The 22,089-nt window shown below is 27.7% G+C and carries 15 protein-coding genes; 14 read left to right on the top strand and 1 reads right to left on the bottom strand.

Going from position 1 to position 22,089, the window contains the following annotated elements; genetic code table 11:
• Window positions 1-55 precede the first annotated feature (55 nt).
• The 7 genes from J2Z25_RS11020 (at window position 56) to J2Z25_RS10990 (ending at window position 13,529) form a co-directional block, all read left to right on the top strand.
• Window positions 56-1,786 carry a sensor histidine kinase gene (locus J2Z25_RS11020; RefSeq protein ID WP_209740500.1) on the top strand — a complete coding sequence of 577 codons (1,731 nt, stop codon included), beginning with the start codon at window positions 56-58 and terminating at the stop codon, window positions 1,784-1,786.
• Between the two features lie 3 nt (window positions 1,787-1,789).
• Entirely contained in the window at window positions 1,790-3,310 is a 1,521-nt protein-coding gene (locus J2Z25_RS11015) for a response regulator transcription factor (RefSeq protein WP_209740498.1), read from the top strand.
• Window positions 3,311-3,617: 307 nt separating this feature from the next.
• Window positions 3,618-4,577, top strand: coding sequence for an ABC transporter permease (locus J2Z25_RS11010; RefSeq protein ID WP_008680784.1), 960 nt, complete (start codon window positions 3,618-3,620; stop codon window positions 4,575-4,577).
• A gap of 19 nt (window positions 4,578-4,596) precedes the next feature.
• A complete protein-coding gene (locus J2Z25_RS11005) occupies window positions 4,597-5,559 on the top strand; it encodes a carbohydrate ABC transporter permease (protein WP_008680783.1) in 963 nt (320 codons plus the stop codon).
• Window positions 5,560-5,644: 85 nt separating this feature from the next.
• Window positions 5,645-8,776, top strand: coding sequence for an alpha-mannosidase (locus J2Z25_RS11000; protein WP_209740496.1), 3,132 nt, complete (start codon window positions 5,645-5,647; stop codon window positions 8,774-8,776).
• A gap of 161 nt (window positions 8,777-8,937) precedes the next feature.
• Window positions 8,938-11,454, top strand: a complete 2,517-nt coding sequence (locus tag J2Z25_RS10995; RefSeq protein ID WP_209740494.1) for an FN3 associated domain-containing protein — start codon at window positions 8,938-8,940, stop codon at window positions 11,452-11,454.
• 113 nt (window positions 11,455-11,567) lie between these two features.
• Window positions 11,568-13,529, top strand: coding sequence for a beta-N-acetylhexosaminidase (locus J2Z25_RS10990; protein ID WP_209740492.1), 1,962 nt, complete (start codon window positions 11,568-11,570; stop codon window positions 13,527-13,529).
• Window positions 13,530-13,597: 68 nt separating this feature from the next.
• On the opposite strand, the gene J2Z25_RS10985 is transcribed toward J2Z25_RS10990, so the two are convergent.
• Window positions 13,598-14,311, bottom strand: a complete 714-nt coding sequence (locus tag J2Z25_RS10985) for a GntR family transcriptional regulator (protein WP_209740490.1) — start codon at window positions 14,309-14,311, stop codon at window positions 13,598-13,600.
• A 313-nt stretch (window positions 14,312-14,624) separates the two neighbouring features.
• Between J2Z25_RS10985 and J2Z25_RS10980 the strand changes: the two genes are divergently transcribed.
• From J2Z25_RS10980 to J2Z25_RS10950, 7 genes are all read left to right on the top strand, one after another.
• Window positions 14,625-16,043 (top strand): glycoside hydrolase family 1 protein, encoded by a 1,419-nt coding sequence (locus J2Z25_RS10980; RefSeq protein WP_209740488.1) that lies wholly within the window; start codon window positions 14,625-14,627, stop codon window positions 16,041-16,043.
• Window positions 16,044-16,107: 64 nt separating this feature from the next.
• On the top strand, window positions 16,108-17,016 hold the full coding sequence (locus J2Z25_RS10975; RefSeq protein ID WP_209740607.1) for an ROK family protein: 909 nt from the start codon (window positions 16,108-16,110) through the stop codon (window positions 17,014-17,016).
• A gap of 646 nt (window positions 17,017-17,662) precedes the next feature.
• A complete protein-coding gene (locus tag J2Z25_RS10970) occupies window positions 17,663-18,337 on the top strand; it encodes a response regulator transcription factor (RefSeq protein ID WP_209740486.1) in 675 nt (224 codons plus the stop codon).
• Entirely contained in the window at window positions 18,313-19,650 is a 1,338-nt protein-coding gene (locus J2Z25_RS10965; RefSeq protein ID WP_209740484.1) for an ATP-binding protein, read from the top strand. Before J2Z25_RS10970 ends, J2Z25_RS10965 begins: the two co-directional genes overlap by 25 nt.
• Before the next feature lie 248 nt (window positions 19,651-19,898).
• On the top strand, window positions 19,899-20,600 hold the full coding sequence (locus J2Z25_RS10960) for a lantibiotic protection ABC transporter ATP-binding subunit (RefSeq protein WP_209740482.1): 702 nt from the start codon (window positions 19,899-19,901) through the stop codon (window positions 20,598-20,600).
• Window positions 20,600-21,361 (top strand): lantibiotic immunity ABC transporter MutE/EpiE family permease subunit, encoded by a 762-nt coding sequence (locus J2Z25_RS10955; RefSeq protein WP_209740480.1) that lies wholly within the window; start codon window positions 20,600-20,602, stop codon window positions 21,359-21,361. Before J2Z25_RS10960 ends, J2Z25_RS10955 begins: the two co-directional genes overlap by 1 nt.
• Window positions 21,358-22,089, top strand: coding sequence for a lantibiotic immunity ABC transporter MutG family permease subunit (locus tag J2Z25_RS10950; RefSeq protein WP_209740478.1), 732 nt, complete (start codon window positions 21,358-21,360; stop codon window positions 22,087-22,089). The genes J2Z25_RS10955 and J2Z25_RS10950 overlap by 4 nt, the downstream gene beginning before the upstream one ends.

The raw sequence follows: 22,089 nt of genomic DNA, 5'->3' as shown, positions 1-22,089 counted from the left end.
AGGGAAATCATTGTGATTAAATGTATATATAGGATGCTCTGAGAGGATAGATAATATGGAAATAAAAAAATCAACAGTATATAAAAGACTATTTGTAGCTAATATATTAGTTGCTATTTTTTTAATAGCAACATTAGATTTCTATTTTGTTAAAAAATTTTTACAAAACAATAGAGATTCTAAATCTTATATTAATGAAAAAGTTGTTTATGATGTTAATGATGAAATAAATAGGATAAACAATTCAAGTGATTTAATTGTAAAGAATATGTATAGTGATTTGAATGTTGTTGAAGATATACTTAGATTCATGAATACAGATACAATTTCCTATTTAAAGAATAAGTTGGACAGGTTATCTGAAAGCTCTAGTTATTATTATAATGGTACTGAAAGATTTGTAAGATCTTCATTTAATTTAAATTATAATTTAGAGGAAATTGCCTTTATAAGCTACAGTAGAATGGAGAAAAGTTCTTTCAATAGACAAGATCAAATAAAAGTAACGAGTGTGGATAAGGAAGATATACCAATAGAAGATGGATTTAATAATATTTTTGCAGATAAAAATACACTAAAGTTTGTAAGGGAAGTAAGAGATCCAGTTAACTTAAAAAGCGAAGGTATAATACTGCTTACATATAATTTGAACCATATAAAAGAAATAGTAAAAAAATATGAAAATGAGCATCAAGTTATGGTGTTTGATAATAATGGATATATTATTTATAGCTCTGATGGAGAGTACAATTATGAAAAATGTAAGTATTACGATGAAATAGCAAAAAGTGATGGTGAGGTAAAATTAGATAAAAATTATTATATAAATAAAAGTATAAATTCTTCAGCAATAATGTCTGTTTCTAAGATGGCAAAGCGTGATGTTAATAAAATATCTATAGGATTAATTAATTCTTTAGTTTTTGTTGATAGTTTAGTTTTAATAATTTCATTATCAATTTTATATATTAAGCTGAAATTATTAAGTGATAGAACAGATAATATATTAGTTGCTATGGAAAAGGTAAAGGGCGGTAATTTAGATGTAGAAATTCCAATAACATCTGATAATGATGAAATTAATTATATTTCAGAAAACTTTAATGAAATGTGTAGAGAATTAAATGAATATATTAAGAAAATATATCTAGCAGAAATTGAACAAAAAAAAGCTGAAATGGTAGCATTACAAAATCAAATTAATCCACATTTTTTATATAATACTTTAGAGTCAATAAGAATGAAGGCTATTTGTAATGGCGATAAAGAGGTTGGTAAAATGTTATATACACTTTCCTTCTTATTTAGAAAGCAAGTAAAGGATAGCAATATAATAACCTTAAAGGATGAATTAGATTATTGTAGTAAATATATAGAAATATTTAAATTTAGATATTATGATAATTTTAATTTTGAGATAAATTGCCAAAATGATCTTGAAAAATATAAAATTGTAAAATTCTCAATACAGCCATTAATAGAAAATTACTTTATACATGGGATTAGATTTGAAGATTATGATAACGAATTAAAGATAGATGTAACTAAAGAAGAAAATGATATTTTTATAAAAATTATAGATAACGGTAGAGGAATTCCTAATGAGGAATTAGAAAAAATAAATGATAAATTATTAAGCGATAGACAAGATAGTAATTCAATAGGCATAGAAAATGTGAATAAGAGAATTATTAATGAATATGGGGAAGGGGATGGACTAAAAATATTAAAAAATAAGGATAAAGGAATAACTTTAGTAGTAAAAATATTATGTAAAGAGGTGTGATTTATGTATGATGTTATGTTAGTTGATGACGAAAAATTAATAACACAAGGGCTAATGAATATTATTGATTGGGAAAACCTCGGGTTAAAAGTAAGAGAAATAGCACATAATGGAGAAGAAGCTTTAAATAAATTTAAGGAAAAAGCAGTAGATATTATTGTAACAGATATTAGCATGCCTAAATTAACAGGATTAGAACTAATTAGTGAAATAAGAAAAATAAATTCAAAAACAAGATTTACAATACTTACTGGATATGATGAATTTGCTTATGCAAAAGAGGCAATAAAATATGGTGTTGAAAGTTATATATTAAAGCCTATAAATGAAGAAGAACTTGAAGAGGTTATGGAGAGTATTGTTAGAAGTTTAGATTATAAGAAGAAAGAGAAAAATATACTTTTAGATAAGAATAGAAGATTAATTCAATACCTAGAAGAAATGTTAGATGAGAATTTTATCTATGATATGAAGGATTCAATATCAATAGATATATATAATAAAATATATACTGTAGCTAATATAAAACTTATGAAAAAAGAAGATGAAGAAGAGCGTGTAGATATCGAAGATATAGTAGACGGATATACAAATGATAAGTATGAGATTCTTTATAAATATGATGACCAAGCTATATTAATAAATTCTTGGGATAAAAATATATCTAGAAATGAAATTATTAATTATTATGAAGGCATTAAGGAAAATATTATTAAAGAATCAAAGAAGGAAATTTTTATGTCTATAGGAGATACTGTTTTTGATATAAAAGATATAAGAAAAAGCTATAAAGTAGCTAATGACTTAAAAAAGTATATATTAACAGAAGGTACCAATAAATGTATATATAAAGAAAATATTAGAGATATAAAAGAAAAGAAGATGAACTTTAAAGAAGAAATAGATTATATTAATAAGTTAATTATAGAAAAAAGTAATAAAGATTTAGAAAAATATATATCAGAGATATTAGAAAATAAAGAGCTAACTCCTAAAAATATTTATGATTTTTCAATAAAAATAATAATATTAATAGATGATATATCAAATGAATTTAAGTTAGAAAAAAAGTATGGAAGAGATAGTTTAAGTAATACCATCATAGAATTATGTAATGAAAGTACTAGAAAAAGTGTTAAGGCATTTATAATTAGAGAAATAGAGGAACTTATAGAGGCTATGTATAAAAGTACAGTAAAATATAGTCCTGTAGTCCAACAAATAGTAAATATAGTAGATGACAGATATTATGAAGAGCTAAGCTTAAAAACTTTAGCTCATCAATATAATATAAATAGTTCATATTTGGGGCAAATTTTTTCAAAGGAAACAGGAAGCTCATTTTCAGAATACTTAAATAAGACGAAAAATATGAAGGCAAAGGAATTAATACTTAATACAAATATGAAGATAAATGATATTGCTAAAGCAGTTGGGTACATTGATACAAGCTATTTCTATAGAAAGTTTAAAAAATATTATGGAGTGTGTCCATCAACATTAAGAGAAATGAAAAACTATTAATAGAGGAAGATTGCTGAATAGTTAGTCTTAAAATCAACAGTTTGTGTTGTACGAAAATTAAATAACATATAATTAAGCAAAAATCACTTAATAAGATTTAATTACTCTTATTAGGTGATTTTATTTTGAAGAATTTCAAAATAAATTAGTAAATTATAGTTATGAGATATCTCCATTTTTATTCAGCCGAAAAATAGAAACTTTAATTTATTCACTAAATCTAAAGTATTTCAACTTTAAAGGTAAAAGGCTTGTATGATATATTTTAAGTAGTTAAAGAAACGTTTACAGAAAAGGGGTTGGAGCAATGTCTAAAGTTAAGAAGTTAGATAAAAAGAGAAATAAGTCAATATTTAAAAAGCTAAAAGAGAATGGAGAATTTTTACTTTTAACATTACCAGGGACATTATGGTTTTTAGTATTTGCATATTTGCCTATGATAGGTATAATTATTGCTTTTAAAAATTGGAGAATTAGCGGTGGATTTATAGAAAGTTTAATAAAAAGTGAATGGGTAGGATTTGATAATTTCAAATTTCTATTTAATAGTAGTGATGCTTGGCTAATTACAAGAAATACAGTTTTATATAATATTGTTTTTATAATTTTAGGTATAGTACTTCCTGTTACATTAGCAATTTTATTAAAGGAACTGTTAAATAAAAGATTATCTAAGTTTTATCAAAGCTCTATGTTCTTACCTTACTTTTTATCATGGGTTGTTGTAAGTTACTGTTTATTTGCATTTTTAAGTCCAGAAAAAGGATATGTAAATGGAATTATAACAGCTTTAGGTGGAGAAAAAATATCTTGGTACACTGAGTCTAAATATTGGATTGTAATAATAATATTTATGAGTCAATGGAAGGCTGTTGGATATGGTACAGTTGTATACTTAGCATCTATATGTGGAATAGACAAGTCATATTATGAAGCATCTATGATAGATGGAGCAAGTAAATGGCAACAAATAAAATATATTACCATTCCATCATTAAAACCAGTTTTGATAATAATGTTTATAACAGCAGTAGGAGGAATGTTTAGAGCTGATTTTGGATTGTTCTATCAACTCCCAAAAAATTCTGGAGCTTTATATCCAGTAACAAATGTTATAGATACGTATGTTTATAGAGGTTTAACTAACTTAGGGAATATAGGAATGAGTTCAGCAGCTGCATTATATCAATCCTTTGTAGGACTTATTTTGATATTAGTTACTAATGGAATTGTTAGAAAAGTAGATAATGAAAATGCATTTTTCTAGAGTAAAGGCGGTGTAAAATATGGCATATAAATTTAAAAATATTTTTGATACTAATAAAGAACAAAATGAAGCAGAAGATCATTCGAATAAATTTAACTCAATTTCAAAAAAAACAAATATGATTTTAAATGTATTATTTGGAATCTTAGCAGCATTATGTATAGTACCATTTCTATTTGTTTTAATAATTTCGTTGACTAGTGAGAGCTCCTTACAAGCAAATGGATATAGATTTTGGCCAGAGGAGTGGAGTCTAGAAGCATATAAATATATATTTGAATCTGGAAGCAATATAATTAGAGCCTATGGAGTAACTATTGTAGTCACAATTACTGGAACAATACTTGGATTAATTATAATGACAACTTATGCTTATGCGTTATCAAGAAAGAATTTTGCATATAGAAAGTTTTTTACTAAGTTAATATTTATTCCTATGTTATTTTCAGGTGGTATGGTTTCATCATATTTAGTTGTAACAAGATTTTTAGGACTTAAAAATAATATATTAGCTCTTATACTACCTATTTGTGTTAGTTCATTTCACATTATAATTTTGAGAACATTCTTTAAAACTACTGTACCAGATGCAATTATAGAATCTGCAAAAATAGATGGAGCTTCAGAGTTTTTACTATTCTTAAGAATAGTTTTACCAATATCACTTCCAGCAATAGCAACAATAGCTTTATTTTTAACACTAGGATTTTGGAATGATTGGTTTAATGCAATGCTATATATAGATAAAAATAGTTTAATACCATTGCAATATTTACTTATAAAGTTAGAAACATCAATAGAGTTTCTGGTGAATAATTCTCAATCTATTGGTTTAAATGCAACTGAAGCAGTATCAAAAATGCCAAAAGAAACAGTAAAGATGGCAATAGTTGTTATAACTACTTTACCAATTATTTTTGCTTATCCATTTTTCCAAAAATATTTTGTTAGTGGATTAACGGTTGGAGCAGTAAAGGAGTAAATTTAATGAATGATTGGGTTGTAAAGTTAATAATATAGTAATAAAAGTGTAAGTTAAAATATTTAATATTCATAGGAGAAAAGTTATGTTTTATTTATTAGAAAGAATTGAAAAGACTTGTAATGAAATTGCTAAAAATGTATATAGAAATGAAATAAGCCTTGAAAATTATATGTATATCGATGGAAATTATCATAACATAGATTTAATAAAGGATGCTCCAAAAGAGCGATGGAGAGAGTTTAAAAGTGGAGATTTATGGGGAGGCAAAGATTGTCATGGATGGTTTAAGTGCTCTGTAGAAGTTCCAAATAACTTTGAAGGGAAAGTAATAGCCCTTAACTTTCATACTTTTGATGAAGGATGGGATGCTACAAATCCTCAATTTATCTTATATGTTAATGGAGAAGAAATTCAAGGGTTAGATATAAATCATAGAGAGGTAATTTTAACGCATAATGCAGTTGCAGGCACAAAGTATGATATAGATTTACATGCATATGCAGGAATGCTTGCTGATAAAAAAGCTACATTATATGGAAAGTTAGTAGAAGTAGATATGGATTCTAGAGAGTTATATTGGAATCTAAAAGTCCCTGTTGATGTATGCAAAGAGTTAGATAAAGAAAATAAAAATAGAATAGATATGATAACTGTTTTAAATGAGGCTATCAATTTAATTGATTTAAGAAGACCTAAATCAAAAGAATATGATGAAAGTATTAAGGAAGCAAATAACTTCTTAAATGAAAAGTTTTATGGAGAATTATGTGGACATGAAGATGTAATTGCAACTTGTGTAGGACATACTCATATAGATGTAGCTTGGCTTTGGACTGTTGCACAAACAAGAGAAAAAGTTGCTAGGAGCTTTTCAACAGTATTGAAACTAATGGAAGAGTATCCAGAGTATATATTTATGTCATCTCAACCACAGCTTTATAAGATGTTAAAGGAAGATCATCCTAAAATATATGAAAAAGTAAAGGAAAAAATTAAAGAAGGAGTTTGGGAGCCAGAAGGATCTATGTGGCTTGAAGCAGATTGTAATGTTACATCAGGAGAGTCACTAGTAAGACAAATACTTCATGGTAAAAGATTTTTTAAAGAAGAATTCAACGTAGATAATAAAATATTATGGTTACCAGATGTTTTTGGTTATTCAGCAGCATTACCTCAAATACTTAAGAAATCAAATATAGATTATTTCATGACAACTAAAATAGCATGGAATCAATTTAATAAAATTCCAAATGACACATTTATGTGGAGGGGTATAGATGGAAGTGAAGTACTAACGCATTTTATAACAACTACAGGTCCAGGACAAGATAGAGAATCTCACTTCACAACATATAATGGACATATTCAGCCAGATGCAATAATGGGATCGTGGAGAAGATATCAAAATAAGAATATAAATAACGATGTACTAGTTTCCTTTGGATGGGGAGATGGTGGTGGTGGTGCTACTATCGAAATGCTTGAAAATGGTAGAAGATTAGCAAAGGGGATACCAGGTGCTCCAAGAGTTAAAATGGGAACATCCTTAGATTATTTTAAAAGATTAGAAGAAAAAGTATCAGGAAATAAAGAGTTAAAAAAATGGGTTGGAGAATTATATCTTGAATACCATAGAGGTACTTATACTTCAATGGCGAGAAATAAAAGAGATAATAGAAAATGTGAAAATTTATATACAGCAGCAGAAAAGCTTAATTCTCTATCAATGCTATTAGGTAATGAATATCCTAAAGAAAATATTAATAATTCATGGGAAAAAGTGCTTCTAAATCAATTCCATGATATTATTCCAGGATCATCTATTAAAGAAGTTTATGATGTTACACAAGTTGAGTATAAGGAGTTATTAGAAAATGTAGATAATTTAATAGAAAATAGCATGGATAATATACTTTCAGAAATAAATCTTGAGGAGAGAAGTGTAGTAGTTTCTAATACTTTAGGTTTTGAGAGAAATGATATTGCAACATTTGAAATTCCAAAAGATATAAAAAATCCAGCAGTAATTGATGAAGATGATTTAGAGATTGTGTGTCAAAAAATAGATGGAAATAAAGCAATATTTTTTGCAAAGGCGATTCCTGCAAATGGATATAAATCATTTAGAATTGTAGAAGCAACTAAAGAAACAAATGAATTAGTTAAGCTTTCGAAAGAAGAAGCGGAAAATAAATTTTTCAAGATTATATTTGATAATCAAGGACAAATTACATCATTTATAAATAAAGAAGTAAATAGAGAAATATTAAAAGATGGAGCAATAGGTAATGAACTTCAAGCTTTTGAAGATAAGCCAATGTGCTTTGATAACTGGGATATAGATATATATTATAAAGAAAAAATGTGGAAAATAAATGATGTTCAAAATATTGAAGTTATAGAACAAGGACCAGTAAGAAGCACATTAAAGGTAGAAAGAAAATTCTTAGAATCAAAGATAATTCAAAAGATTCATATTTATAATGATATCGAAAGAATAGATTTTGAAACCTTTGCAGATTGGAAAGAAAAAGATGTATTAGTTAAGGCAGCTTTCCCAGTAGAAATTAATGCTAAGGAAGCTACTTACGAAATTCAATATGGAAATGTAACTAGACCAACACATAACAATACATCTTGGGATGTTGCAGCATTTGAAGTTTGTGGTCATAAATGGGCTGATTTATCAGAAGGTGATTTTGGAGTTTCATTATTAAATGATTCTAAATATGGCCATGACATAAAAGACGGAAACATGAGATTGACATTATTAAAATCAACATGTGATCCAAACCCAGATGCAGATAAGGAAGAGCATTTCTTCACATATTCAATATATCCTCATACTGGAACATGGAAAGAAGCAAAAATAGTTAATCAAGCTTATCAATTAAATACACCTTTATTTACAAAAGTTTGTGAAGAAAATAAAGGAATTTTAGATAATAAATTAAGCTTGGCTAGTGTAAATAAAGATAATGTTATGATTGAAGTTATAAAGAAGGCCGAAGATAGTGATGATTTAATAATTAGACTATATGAATTCCATAACAAGAGAACAAATGTAGATTTAAGTTTCTTTAAAAATATAGAAAGTGCTGTTGAGTGTAACTTATTAGAAGATGATCTATCAAGTGTAAATATAAATGGAAATAGTATTAACTTTATAATAAAGCCTTTTGAAATAAAGACATTAAAAGTTAGGTTGAGATAATTTAAATAAATTCAAAATAATTGAGGTAATATTATATCATGATTTTTATAAAATTAAGATATTTTATTACCTTTAATATTTAACATTACTTATAAAAATAAGGAGAAAGTAATCAGTAGTATAGAGTTTAATATATTCTATCTAGTGAAAAAGTATTAAGTATGAGTTTAACAAGTAAAAAATTAAAGACACCAACAATAGTAAATATATATAACTTTATAAGAAAGACGGTATATCCAAGTGGAGAGTTTGTTGAAGATGATTTTAAAACAATAATATATCAATTAGAAATTTTGAAGCAATACGGATTGCCAGCAACATATGCACTAAAATATGATGCATTAATAGATAAAAGGTTTAGTGATTTGATAAAAGAAAGTATTGATGAATATGACGAAGTTGGTGTTTGGTGGGAAATTGATAAGCAACTAGCAGAAAAAGCAGGAGTTAAATGGAAGGGAAAGACTCCAGTAGATGATCATGTAAATATAGGATATTCATTAGGATATTCAAAAGAAGATAGATTAAAAATGGTAGATGTATATATGGAAGATTTCAAATCAATTTTTGGGTATTATCCCAAATCAGTAGGGTCTTGGGTAATGGATATTATAACTTTAACGTATTTTAAAGAAAAATATAATGTTGAAGCCGCTGCTTTATGCAGAGATCAAATTGGTACAGATGGATTTACACTTTGGGGAGGATATTATAACCAAGGATATTATCCAAGTAAATTAAATGAATATATACCATCTCAAAGTAAGGAGATGCAATTGGATTTACCAATATTTAGAATGCTCGGACCTGATTCAATTTATGCTTTTGAAGATGGATTAAGAAAATCTATAAATGGTGTTTATACTATGGAGCCAGCTTGCGTAATAGGACAAACTAAAGAGTGGATTGAATGGTTATTTGATAGATATATAAATGAACCAGTTTTAGGATTTTCATATATACAAACAGGACAAGAAAATACTTTTTTATGGAATACAATGAAAAAAGGATATGAACTCCAAATTCCATATATAGCAAAGCTTGCAAAAGAGAAAAAAGTAAGAGTTGAAACTTTAAAAGAATCAGGAAAATGGTTTAAGAAAAAATACTTAGTTACACCACCTACTACTATCACAATATCTAAGGACTGGAATAAAGATGATTTAAGAACAGCGTGGTATAATAGTAGATTTTATAGAATAAGTTTTCTTTGGGAAAAAAATAGTCTTTCTATAAGAGACTTGCATTTATTTAATGAAAATTATAAGTCAAGATATTATGAAAGTACTTTGGAAGACAATGAGAGTATTTTTGATTCACTTCCTATATTAAATGCTCATTATTGGAGCGATAAAAATTTAAGAGCATCAATAGATTTAGTAAAAATAGATAGCAATAATGATATAAATAAAATAATTGGAGAAGAACCAAAGTTTTCAATAATAGATGAATTTTCATATGAAGTAATTTGGGAAACAAGTGAAGGTTCAACAATAAATATAATATGCAAAGATTCAGAAATTGTATTTAAGGAAAATATATTTGAAGAAAATAGATACAAAGAAAATGTATTTAAGGAAAATAGATATAAAGATAATACATTGAAAGAAAATTGCTACAAAGATAATCAGAAAAAATTTGCATTGTACTTTAATAGAATTCCTGTAGTGAAGAATGTATATAAAAAAGAATTAGTGTGTATGCACAATGGTTTTGAGTACTCTTTACATTTATCTAAGGGAGAGTTTATATTAAATGGAAATTCTAAATTAGAGAATTCTGAATTGTTTATTGTTTCAGAAGAAAATGAGATATCTTTATTAATTTCTAAGGATGAAAGAATAATAAATGAAGAAATCTTTACTAAGGATTATTTGAAAAATTCAGATGAAGTTGATAACTATATTCCAAAATATCAAAGAATAAAAAGTAAGTCTAAAATAATGCCAAGAGCACTAAAACCTGAAATTTCACCTAAAAATATTGTGTTAAAGGAACCAATTAATAAAAAAGTTGATATATATAATCCAAATAAAACTGGTGAAATTAGATATACATTAGATGGAAGTGAGCCAAATATTCAATCATTATTATATACAGAGCCAATAGTAATAGAGGAGAGTACAACAATTAAAGCAAGGGCTTTTAGGGATGGCTTTAAAGAAAGTGAAGTAGAAGAAGGTAGTCTATATAAATCATTAGGGATTAAGGATATAAAGACATTTACAAATCCAGTAGAAATAGAAAAATATAATAAAAATGGTGTTTATGATTTAATAGATGGGGAAAAGGGAAGTAATGATTATACAGATGGACGTTGGCTTGGATACCATGATGATTTGGATGTAATTATAGATTTAGGAGAAGAAAGAAACATAAGCAAAATAACTGTAGGTTTTTTACAAGATACTAGAGCATGGATTTATTATCCTAGATTTGTAGATTTTAAGTATTCAGTTGATGGAAAAGAATTTAATGATATTGAAAGAATTTATTATAGAAATTCAATACCAAGAAAAGAAGTTGCTGTAGATAATATAAGTTCAATTTTTAATATCGATATAAAGATTAGGTATATAAGAATCTTTGCTAAGAATGAAGAAGTATGTCCTAGTTGGAGCATTATGGCAGGTGAAGGGCCAGCGTTTATGTTTGTTGACGAAATTACTGTGGAGTAGTCGGTTTAAAATATATTAATGGTTTCAGAATAGAGTTATGAAATTACTAAGTAATAAATATAAATTTTATTGATTAAAAAGATGTTTATTGACTAAAAAGGGAGATGGTGAAAATGAATTTAATACCAATGCCTAGAAAGATACAATATATTAAAGAAGAATTTAAATTAAAAAAAGAAGTTAATATAATTTTAGATTACAACTGTTCTTTTGATGATTTGAACTCTGCAATATTGTTGCAAGAAGAAATAAATAATACTTTTGGATTTAAAGTAAATATAACAAAGGCTTTAAATTATCATATTTATAATACTTTTATATGTCTAAAGAAAAAGTCTTCAATGGAGGATGAGGAATATAAGTTATCAATAAAAAAAGATAATATTGAAATAAATGCCTCTACTTCTAAAGGATTATTTTATGGAATTCAGACATTAATACAAATAATAAGAGAGTATGGATATAGTTTACCAGGAGTAATAATAGAAGATAAACCTTATTTTAAACATAGAGGATTTTATCATGATGTTACTAGGGGAAAAGTTCCGAAGCTAGAAACTTTAATGAACTTAGTAGATAAAGCATCATTTTATAAGATAAATGAACTTCAGTTGTATATTGAGCACACCTTTGCATTTAAAGGGATGAGCGAAGTTTGGATAGATAAAGATCCATTAACTTCAGAAGAAATAATTTTATTAGATAGGTATTGTAAAAATAAGCATATAGAACTTATACCATCTATATCTACCTTTGGGCATTTATACGAAGTTTTAAGAACTAAATCCTTTAAGAATTTATGCGAATTAACAGAAACAACAAAACCTGAATATTCCTTTGTAGATAGAATGGCTCATCATACATTAAATGTAACTAATGAAGATAGTATAAAATTAGTTGGAAATATGCTAGAACAGTTTATACCTTTATTTTCATCTAATAAGTTTAATATATGTTGTGATGAAACCTTTGATTTAGGGAAAGGGAAAAGTAGTAAGGAGGCTGATAGACTAGGGATTGGAAAGCTTTATGTTGATTTTCTTAATAAAGTTATTTCTATAGTAAAAGAATATGATAAGGAAATAATGTTTTGGGGAGATGTTATATTAAATCACCCAGATTTAATAAATACTATAGATAAAGATGCAATTTGCCTAAATTGGAATTACTGGTGTGGTGTTGAAGAAAAGGATACAAAAATAATTGCAGAAAGTGGAAGGAAACAATATGTATGTCCTGGAGTAGGGGGATGGAGCCACTTAATGAATTTAATGGACAATGCATTTGAAAATATATATAGAATGATTTCATATGGGGTGAAGTATGATGCAATAGGAGTACTTAATACAAATTGGGGAGATTATGGACATATAAATTTATTATCTAGTTCTATTCCAGGAATGATATATGGAGCTGCTTTATCATGGAATCCTAGTATAGAAAAAGATTTTAATAAAATGTATAAAGATATTTCTATTTTAGAATTTGGAGATAGTAGTGGGACACTAATTTCATTATTAGCAGAACTAAGTAAGTATCAGGAATTTGGATGGTCAGAGTTAGTAATATGGAAGGAAAAGTTTAATACAAATGAACATATCGAAAATGAACTTATAAGGAAAATGAAAACAGCAAAAATTCATGAACTAAAGGAACAGCAGGAAAAAATATTAAAAATAGAAGAAAAGTTAGAAAATTTATCACATAATACAAAATATGGAAAATCAAAAGAAATGATACAAGAGTTTATAGTTGCAGCTAGAGGTATCTTAATAATAAATAAAATAATGATAGTAATAATAAATAATGAAATATACAAGGGTAAGCTTGATGATAATATGAATAGTACAAATATTAGCATAAATAATAAGATAATAAAGGGGTATAGTGATATAAATAATGATGTAATAAAAGAAAGCATTAGTATGAATAATGACTTTAAAGAATTAGCAGAGAAATTTGAGGAATGGTTTTACGATTATTCAGTTATATGGAGAAAAACAAATAAAGAAAGTGAATTATATAGAATAAGAGATGTAATAAAATATACTTGTAGTTATTTACGGGATATATAACATAAAAAATGTCTATTTATTTAGGCCCAAGGGGAATTACCCCTAGGGCTTTTAAAATTGAAGTTAGTTTATACTCTTACTGAAAAAGAGGTGAATTGGAATTTATCATATCTATGCCTAGCAATGGAATATTCAAATGCTTTTCCATTATTTATATAAGCAATTTGCTCAACTTCTAAAACAGGATCATACTCACCTAAATTTAAGTACTCAATATCTTCTTTATTGCTTTTATCTGAACGAATAATTTTATTTGCACTACTTATTTTTAATTTTAAGGTACTTTCTATATAATCATATATTGAATGCTCTAAAATACTATGGTTAATTCCAGTGATTAGTGTAGCATCCATAAAGGTTTTTTCAAGGACTACAGGCTCATTATTAATATATCTCACCCTTAATATTTCATATACAGGAGAGTTTTCATCTATATTTAATTTGTTAGATAAATTAGTATCAGCAAATATTAATTTGAAATCTAAAACTTTTGTTTTTACATTACCATGAGATAGTCTAGTTAATCCATTTAAATCTCTATCAAATATATTTATCTTTGAATTATCAGGTAGTTTATCCATTATAAAAGTTCCGTGTCCACGTTTTCTATATATAATGCCATCTAAAACCAATAAATCTAATGCTTTTTTCATAGTCATTCTACTACAATTAAATTCATTGCAAAGGCTAATTTCATCAGGTATTTGATTATTTTGATCACTGTAGACTCCATTTTCAATTCGAAGTTTAATTTCATCACTTATTTCTTTATATTTAGGCATATTAGATATCCTTTCGCTTTTAATTATTATATAAATATATTACTATAAATTATAATTTTATCAAGATAAAACTATAGATAATAATTTTAATTGTCTAGACAAATAATAGAATTGGCTATATAATTATTATAGGATAAAGTTATAAAATTCAATTTAGATATTAAATTTCAGTATTTATACTGATTTTAAATGAAGTATTAGGAAAATAAAAATAAAGCTTATGAATTTAAGTTTTTAATGAAAACGATAATAAATAATAAAAATTTACTAATAAAAAATAAAGAGTATTTACAGATTTAAGGGAGGCGTTGTAATGAAAAACAAATTTACATTTCCAGAAGGATTTTGGTGGGGATCAGCAACTTCAGGTCCACAAAGCGAAGGTAGCTTTAATAAAAAGCATAAAAGCGTGTTTGATTATTGGTATGAAGTAGAGCCAGAAGCATTTTTTGATAAAGTTGGACCAGAGGTTACATCTAATTTTTATAATAGTTATAAAACAGATTTACAAATGCTTAAGGAAATAGGATTAAATAGTTTTAGAACATCAATTCAATGGACAAGACTTATAAAGGATCTTGAAACTGGAGAACCAGATGAAGACGCAATTAGATTTTATAATGATGTTATAGATGAAACTATAAAAAATGGAATGATACCTGTAATGAACTTACATCATTTTGATTTACCAGTAGAACTTTATGATAAATATGGTGGATGGGAATCAAAGCATGTTGTAGATTTATTTGTAAAGTTTGCAGAAACAGCATTTAAGCTTTTTGCTGATAAGGTAAAATTTTGGACAACTTTCAATGAACCAATAGTAGTTGTAGAAGGACAATATTTATATAAGTTTCATTATCCTAAAGTTGTTGATGGAAGAAAAGCAATGCAAGTTTTATATAATATAAATTTAGCATCAGCAAAGGCTATAAAATTATTTAAAGACAATAAATATGATAAGAATGGATCTCAAATAGGAGTAATATTAAATTTAACACCATCATATCCAAGAGATATAAATAATCCTGAAGATGTTAAGGCAGCAAATATAGCAGATGCATTCTTCAATAGATCATTCCTTGATCCAGCAATAAAAGGAGAGTTTCCAAGGGATTTAGTAGAAATTCTAAAAAATGATAATGTATTATGGGATTCTAATGAAGAAGAGCTTAAGATAATAAAGGAAAATACTATAGATTTCCTTGGAGTGAACTATTACTTCCCACGTAGAATAAAATCAAAGGAAAATGTGGAAATTTCTAGTGAATCTGTGGATAAATCATCTGAATGGATGCCAGATAAATACTTTGATAATTATGAAATGCCAGGAAGAAGAATGAATCCTTATAGAGGATGGGAAATATATCCTAAAGCAATGTATGATATAGCAATTAACATAAGGGACAATTACAATAATATTCCATGGTTTATTTCTGAAAATGGAATGGGAGTAGAAGGTGAAGAAAAGTATATTAATGAAGATGGAGTTATAGAAGATGATTATAGAATAGAATTCTTAAAAGAGCATTTAGAAAATCTTCATAAGGGAATAGAAGAAGGATCAAATTGCTTTGGATATCATACATGGACTCCTATTGATTGTTGGTCTTGGTGTAATGCATATAAAAATAGATATGGATTTATAGCCTTAAATTTAAAAACACAAGAAAAAACAATAAAAAAATCAGGAAGATGGATAAAAGAAGTTTCTGAAAATAATGGATTTTAGATAGCCCCATGGGCATTTCTCCTAAGGTAAGGTAAATTGAAAATATGAAGAGGGTATGAAAGAAATGAAAAACAGTTCAATAAGTAATGATAAATACATAATAGGAATAGACATTGGTGGAACAAATATTAGAGCTGCATTATTAGATGAAGAAAGAAATATTATAGAAAAGATAAAAATAGAAAATCAAGTAAAAGAAGGTCCAGAATATAATTTAGATAAGATTATAAATCATATTAATGATAACTGGAAAGATAGAAATATAAAAGGAATTGGAGTTGGAAGTCCAGGACCTTTAGATATTAAAAATGGAATTATATTAAAAGCGCCTAATTTACAAGGATGGGATAACTTTAATGTAAAGAAATACTTTGAAGAAAAAACATCATTAAAAACAGAAGTAAATAATGATGCTAATGTTGCAGGACTTGCTGAAGCTATGATTGGATCTGCAAAAGGAGCTGAAAGTGTTTTTTATATTACAGTTTCAACAGGTGTTGGTGGTGCTTTAATAATTGATAATAAAATTATAAATGGTGCAAATAGCTTTGCAGGAGAAATATGTAACCTAATAATAAATGAAGATAAATACAGCCATTCAGGACTAGTTCAAGGTGGACTTGAAGGACAATGTAGTGGGCCTAATATATCTAGACAAGCAACTGATTTATTAGGAAAACACATAGATACACCAGAAGTTTTTGAGTTATATAAAAATAATGATGATTCAATAAAAAGCTTAATTAATAGAGTATGTGAAAATTTATCTATAGGAATTTCAAACATAATATCAGTTGTTGATCCAGAGGTAATAGTTCTTGGAGGTTCTGTAATCTTATATAATAAGGAATTGTTAGAGATAATAACACAAAAAGTTAAAGAAAAAGTGATTAATAAAGATGCTATAGATATAAGAATAGCAGAAATCGGAGATGATGCTGGACTTAGAGGAGCAGGTTTCTTAATTATCTAATTAAATTTTACTGCAATATAAAGAGATTAATACAAAGAAAGTTAATATAAAGATAAGAAAGGTTGTCCATCAAGGGCAACCTTTTAAACTAATAATTGGCTCTGTTTTAAACTAATGTTGATATTGGACAATAAAAAAATGAACAATTGATTGTCCGTTTTTAATTCGCAGTAATTTAAGATTGTGCATCAGAATCTAATTGCCAGATTGAAATTGTGCTCCCAGCTAAGGGGAATTAGCCTAACAGATGGAAATCCTGGCTGAATAATGTCTAGCCAACCACAAGTAGCGAGTCTTGAGTTGTCATGTGTAATGATGATGGGGGTAAGCGTAGACAGCGAGTAAGTAGGCTTTAAATGCTATTGAGATCCAAAATTTTAACGACCAGATGGCTGACGTATTGATTCCAGCAGAAAGCAAAATCACATAGGTTGCAAAATGGCAATAACTATTGGTACTATTGGGAGAAGGAAGAATCATGCTTTACATTTTGGTTAATTATCAACTGGAGAGAGCCTAAGTTTCTTAGAAATAAGTATGCAGACAACTCTTATTAAGAATAAATGTTTATAAAATTTTCAGTAGAGAAATAAAAATCTTTATATTATAATCAAATTAAAATGTTTTAATCTTAGGAGGATAGCATATGTCGAAATTATTAGTTATTGATGATGATATTGATATGCTAGATTTAGTGCGTGCTGCATTGGAAAAAGATAGTCATCAAGTAGATACTGAAGTAGATGCTACCACAATACAGTCTAGTAGATGTCAACAATATGATCTTCTGTTACTTGATGTAATGATGCCTGGTGAAGATGGCTTTTCGCTTTGTAGTCGTATACGCTCTGAAGTAGATTGCCCAATTCTTTTCTTAACTGCAAAAGCTGAAGAGGCAGCTCTTTTACAAGGATTTGGATTAGGAGCTGATGACTATATTAAGAAGCCTTTCAGCATTGCAGAATTACGAGCACGAGTAAATGCCCACCTACGTCGAGAAGTTCGTCAGCCGACACACACACTTAGTAGAGGTGGGGTGCGTTTTAACATTCAAGAAAAAATGGCTATTGTGGGTGAGGATACCATTCTCTTTACTAAAGGTGAATATGCTATAAGTGAACACTTAGCTTTACATACAGGACAAGTATTTACTAAAGAACAATTATATGAAGCTGTTTTTGGTTTTGATGCTGATGGTGATTCATCAGCTATTGTAGAGCATATAAAAAATATTCGTGCTAAACTAAAAGTTTATAATCTTAATCCTATTGAAACTGTTTGGGGGGTAGGTTATAAATGGCGAAAAGACAACATTCTATAAGTCTTTCTTTTGTACTTTTACGTTTTGCTATTGTCATGATGGGAAGTATGTTACTTTGTTTCTTAATATGGTTAGCCACATTACAGCTACTAGAAAAAAATGAGATTATTTATCATGGATCAGTATCTAACCAACAAGTGGAGAAAATGCTAGCTGGAAAACCATTAAATTTCATTTCACCTGATAATAATTTTCTAGCAAAGTATGCTTTATTTGGCAAAAGTGGTGAGATATTAGAAAGTAATGTAGAAGGAAAAGAGCTGGAAATATTAACTGTGTATTTAAAAGAAAATATAGATGATATACATAGTTTACAATATACTTACCCAGATGGAAATACTATAGTAATTCGTTGGAATTACAGGAGAGAGTTTGTAAATCCTAGTGTACGAAGTATATTACCTCCTTTTGAATATCTATGGTGGGGGATACTAGGTATTGCATGGATTCTTTGCTTAATATTTAATACTTTATGGCTTCGATATAGTCTTGCTGCAAAATTAAAACTATTTAGTGAAGTAAGTGAAAAAGTAGCTGCACAAGAGTTGGAATTTGAAATTCCTCATGCAGGCATACGGGAGTATGATCAGGCACTTGACGCTATGGAAAATATGAGAAAAGCATTGTATAACTCTTTATCTTTACAGTGGGCAGCGAAGCAAGAACGTGAGTCAGAAATACAAGCTCTTGCACATGACTTAAAAACACCACTTACCTTAATAGGTGGGAATGCTGAACTTCTGTTAGATGAAGGCTTACCTGATAATACTCTGAAAATGGTGAAAACAATCATATCAAGCAATGATAGATCAAAAAACTATGTAGCGAGTTTACTAGAAACTTCAATAGGTATAGATGAAGAATTTGAAAAAATAAGCTTATACGATTTACTTAATAAGTTATATCAAAATACTATGCCTATTGCAGAAAATAAGAAAGTTTGTTTGCAAAAACAAAATAGATTAGATGGTATTGCAAATATACAGGAAGAACGCTTGCTTCGAGCTTTGGGAAACATAGTACAAAATGCCATTGAACATACAGAGGTAGGCAGAAATGTTTACTTAGAAGGAAAGATGATAAATAGCGGATGGCAAATTATTGTGCGTGATGAAGGTCCTGGTTTCAGTAATGTAGCATTACAACACGCAACTGAACGCCTTTGGCGTGATGATACAGCTCGTGCTAAGAGTAATCATAATGGTATTGGGCTATGGTTTGCTTTGCAAGTAGTAGAAATGCATGCAGGCCAGATTAAACTACAAAATTATGATTGTGGTGGATTGGTAACAATTGAATTTCAATACACATAAACTTCCCCAAAAAAACTAAGTGATTACCAATTTACTATTTAGTCATGCATCAATCGAAAGATTTAAGTCACTGGAAGGCATTCTAGTGACTTACTTTTTTTATTCAAATAGAATATTTTTCTTTCCTTATAAAATCCTTATAATTGGTTGTTACTATAATTATGATGAAACGTAGGAGTTATAAATAATAGAAAATATACTCTACGGAATGCGATTTATTAAATACAAAAGGAAAGAAGGTAATAATAATGCATGAATATATTTTGAAAACAAATAGTGTTTCTAAAAAATTTAAAAAGACATATGCAGTAAAAAATTTATCTATCTCTGTAAGAAAAAATTCTGTCTATGGTTTATTAGGACCTAATGGTGCAGGCAAATCTACCTTATTAAAGATGATTACAGGAATTGTTAGACCCACATCAGGTGAAATATTATTCAATAATCATGATTGGACACGAAAAGACTTATTAAATATTGGTTCATTGATTGAATCACCACCACTATATGAGAACTTAACCGCATTTGAAAATTTAAAAGTTCGTGCAATACTTTTAGGTATTCCACTAAAGAAGTGTAGTGAAGTTTTAGAAAAAATGGACTTAATGGATACAAAAAATAAAAAAATATCGGATTTCTCATTAGGAATGAAGCAAAGGTTGGGAATTGCATTAGCACTATTAAATAATCCTAAACTACTTATTTTAGATGAGCCTACAAATGGACTAGATCCTTTTGGAATTGAAGAATTAAGAAAAATGATTCGAAGCTTAGTAGACTCAGGAATTTCTATTATTATATCTAGCCATATTTTAAGCGAAATACAACAAGTTGCTGATGATATTGGAATTATATATGATGGAACACTCATATATGAAGGTTCAATTGATACAAGTGAAGATTTGGAGCAATTGTTTATGGATATTATCAGAAAGGAGCGTAAAGCCTAATGTTACAATCATATTTAAAAGCAGAAAATTTAAAATTGAAGCACTCACTATTCAGAAAACTAACCATATTAATACCATTAGTTTTAATTTTGATAGCTATGATTTTCATGTTTGTTGGTATTGGTTTAGGAGGCTTTTCGAGTTCTATAGTTTGTAATTGGAGTATGCCCATTGCATCATTATCAATTATGTTTTTATGTCATCAAGTGAATAACAAAGAAAAAAAACATCAATACAGAACGCTTTATAGTTTACCTATTGATCTAAAGAAAATATTTATTTCAAAGACGATTTTGATAGCACTTAACCTTTTAGTAATATCATTGCTATTGTCATTTATATCTATTATCTCTGAATTTGTATTATCAGGATTTTCAGTAGCAATTGGGTATATTGGATATTATATTTTAGGATATATTCTATTATGGTTTTCTTTATTATGGCAGATACCCTTATGCTTATTTTTAGATCAAAAAGTAGGTTTTATTGCTTCTATGATATTAAGTTTATTTTTAAGTGCTTTCGGCGGATTATTCTTTGCATTGACTCCTTTATTTTGGATTTTTCCATATAGCTGGACTGCTAGATTGATGACTACATTATTTGGAGTTTTACCAAACGGATTATTAGTTGAATCAGGTTCAAGATATATTTTAAGTTTAGGACAAAGTTCATTTTTAGTGTTAATTTCGATATTTATTGTAGTTGCATTTACCGTCTTGTTTTCAGTTTGGTATGGAAAGCAGGTGTATCGTAAATGATAATTTTGAGAGAGTTCAGTTCTAATTTTATCAAACTAAAACGAACTCCCCTTCTTTTATTACATTTGTTAACACCTATAGTGATTACATTTTTATTTTTATACTATTACACTATTGCAGGATATCGCATCATTACTGACGTGAGGGTATTTTTTATTATATTACAGATGTGTTATCCAATTTTTATAGGTATTTCTGTATCTGCATTTACTCAATTGGAAAGAAATATAAACGCTATTCAAAATACTCTAGGACTAGTGGAATCACGAATAAGTATGTACCTAGGGAAACTATTATTTATACTATTTCTATCAGCTATAAATTTAATATTGTATGAATTATGTTTTTATATTGGTGTCAATTTATTTTTAGATATGGATGCATTTTCATTGAATTTATATATTGGTATATTTCTAATATTCTTACTCAGTAATTTGTCTATATACTCATTACATTTATCAGTTGCTTTTCGATTCGGTTCTACTGTCTCTGTGTTACTAGGAGTAGCTGGTACAATTCTAGCAGGTTACTTTCAAACTGCTATCGGAGATAAAATTTGGCCAATCATTCCTTGGGAATGCAGTATAAGATTTTTAGAAAACTATTTTAATTTTTTAAATTCACCTATTATTTCTGGAATTATTTCTATGATTATTTTGACTTCCATTATTCTGATTTTATCAATTTTATGGTTCAACAGATGGGAAGGGAGAATGACACAAGAGTAA

The organism is Clostridium tertium, from assembly GCF_017873245.1.
Lineage (GTDB): Bacteria > Bacillota > Clostridia > Clostridiales > Clostridiaceae > Clostridium > Clostridium tertium.
The sequence above is the reverse complement of the archived record's forward strand: the minus strand, read 5'-3'. Positions and strand labels throughout refer to the sequence as shown.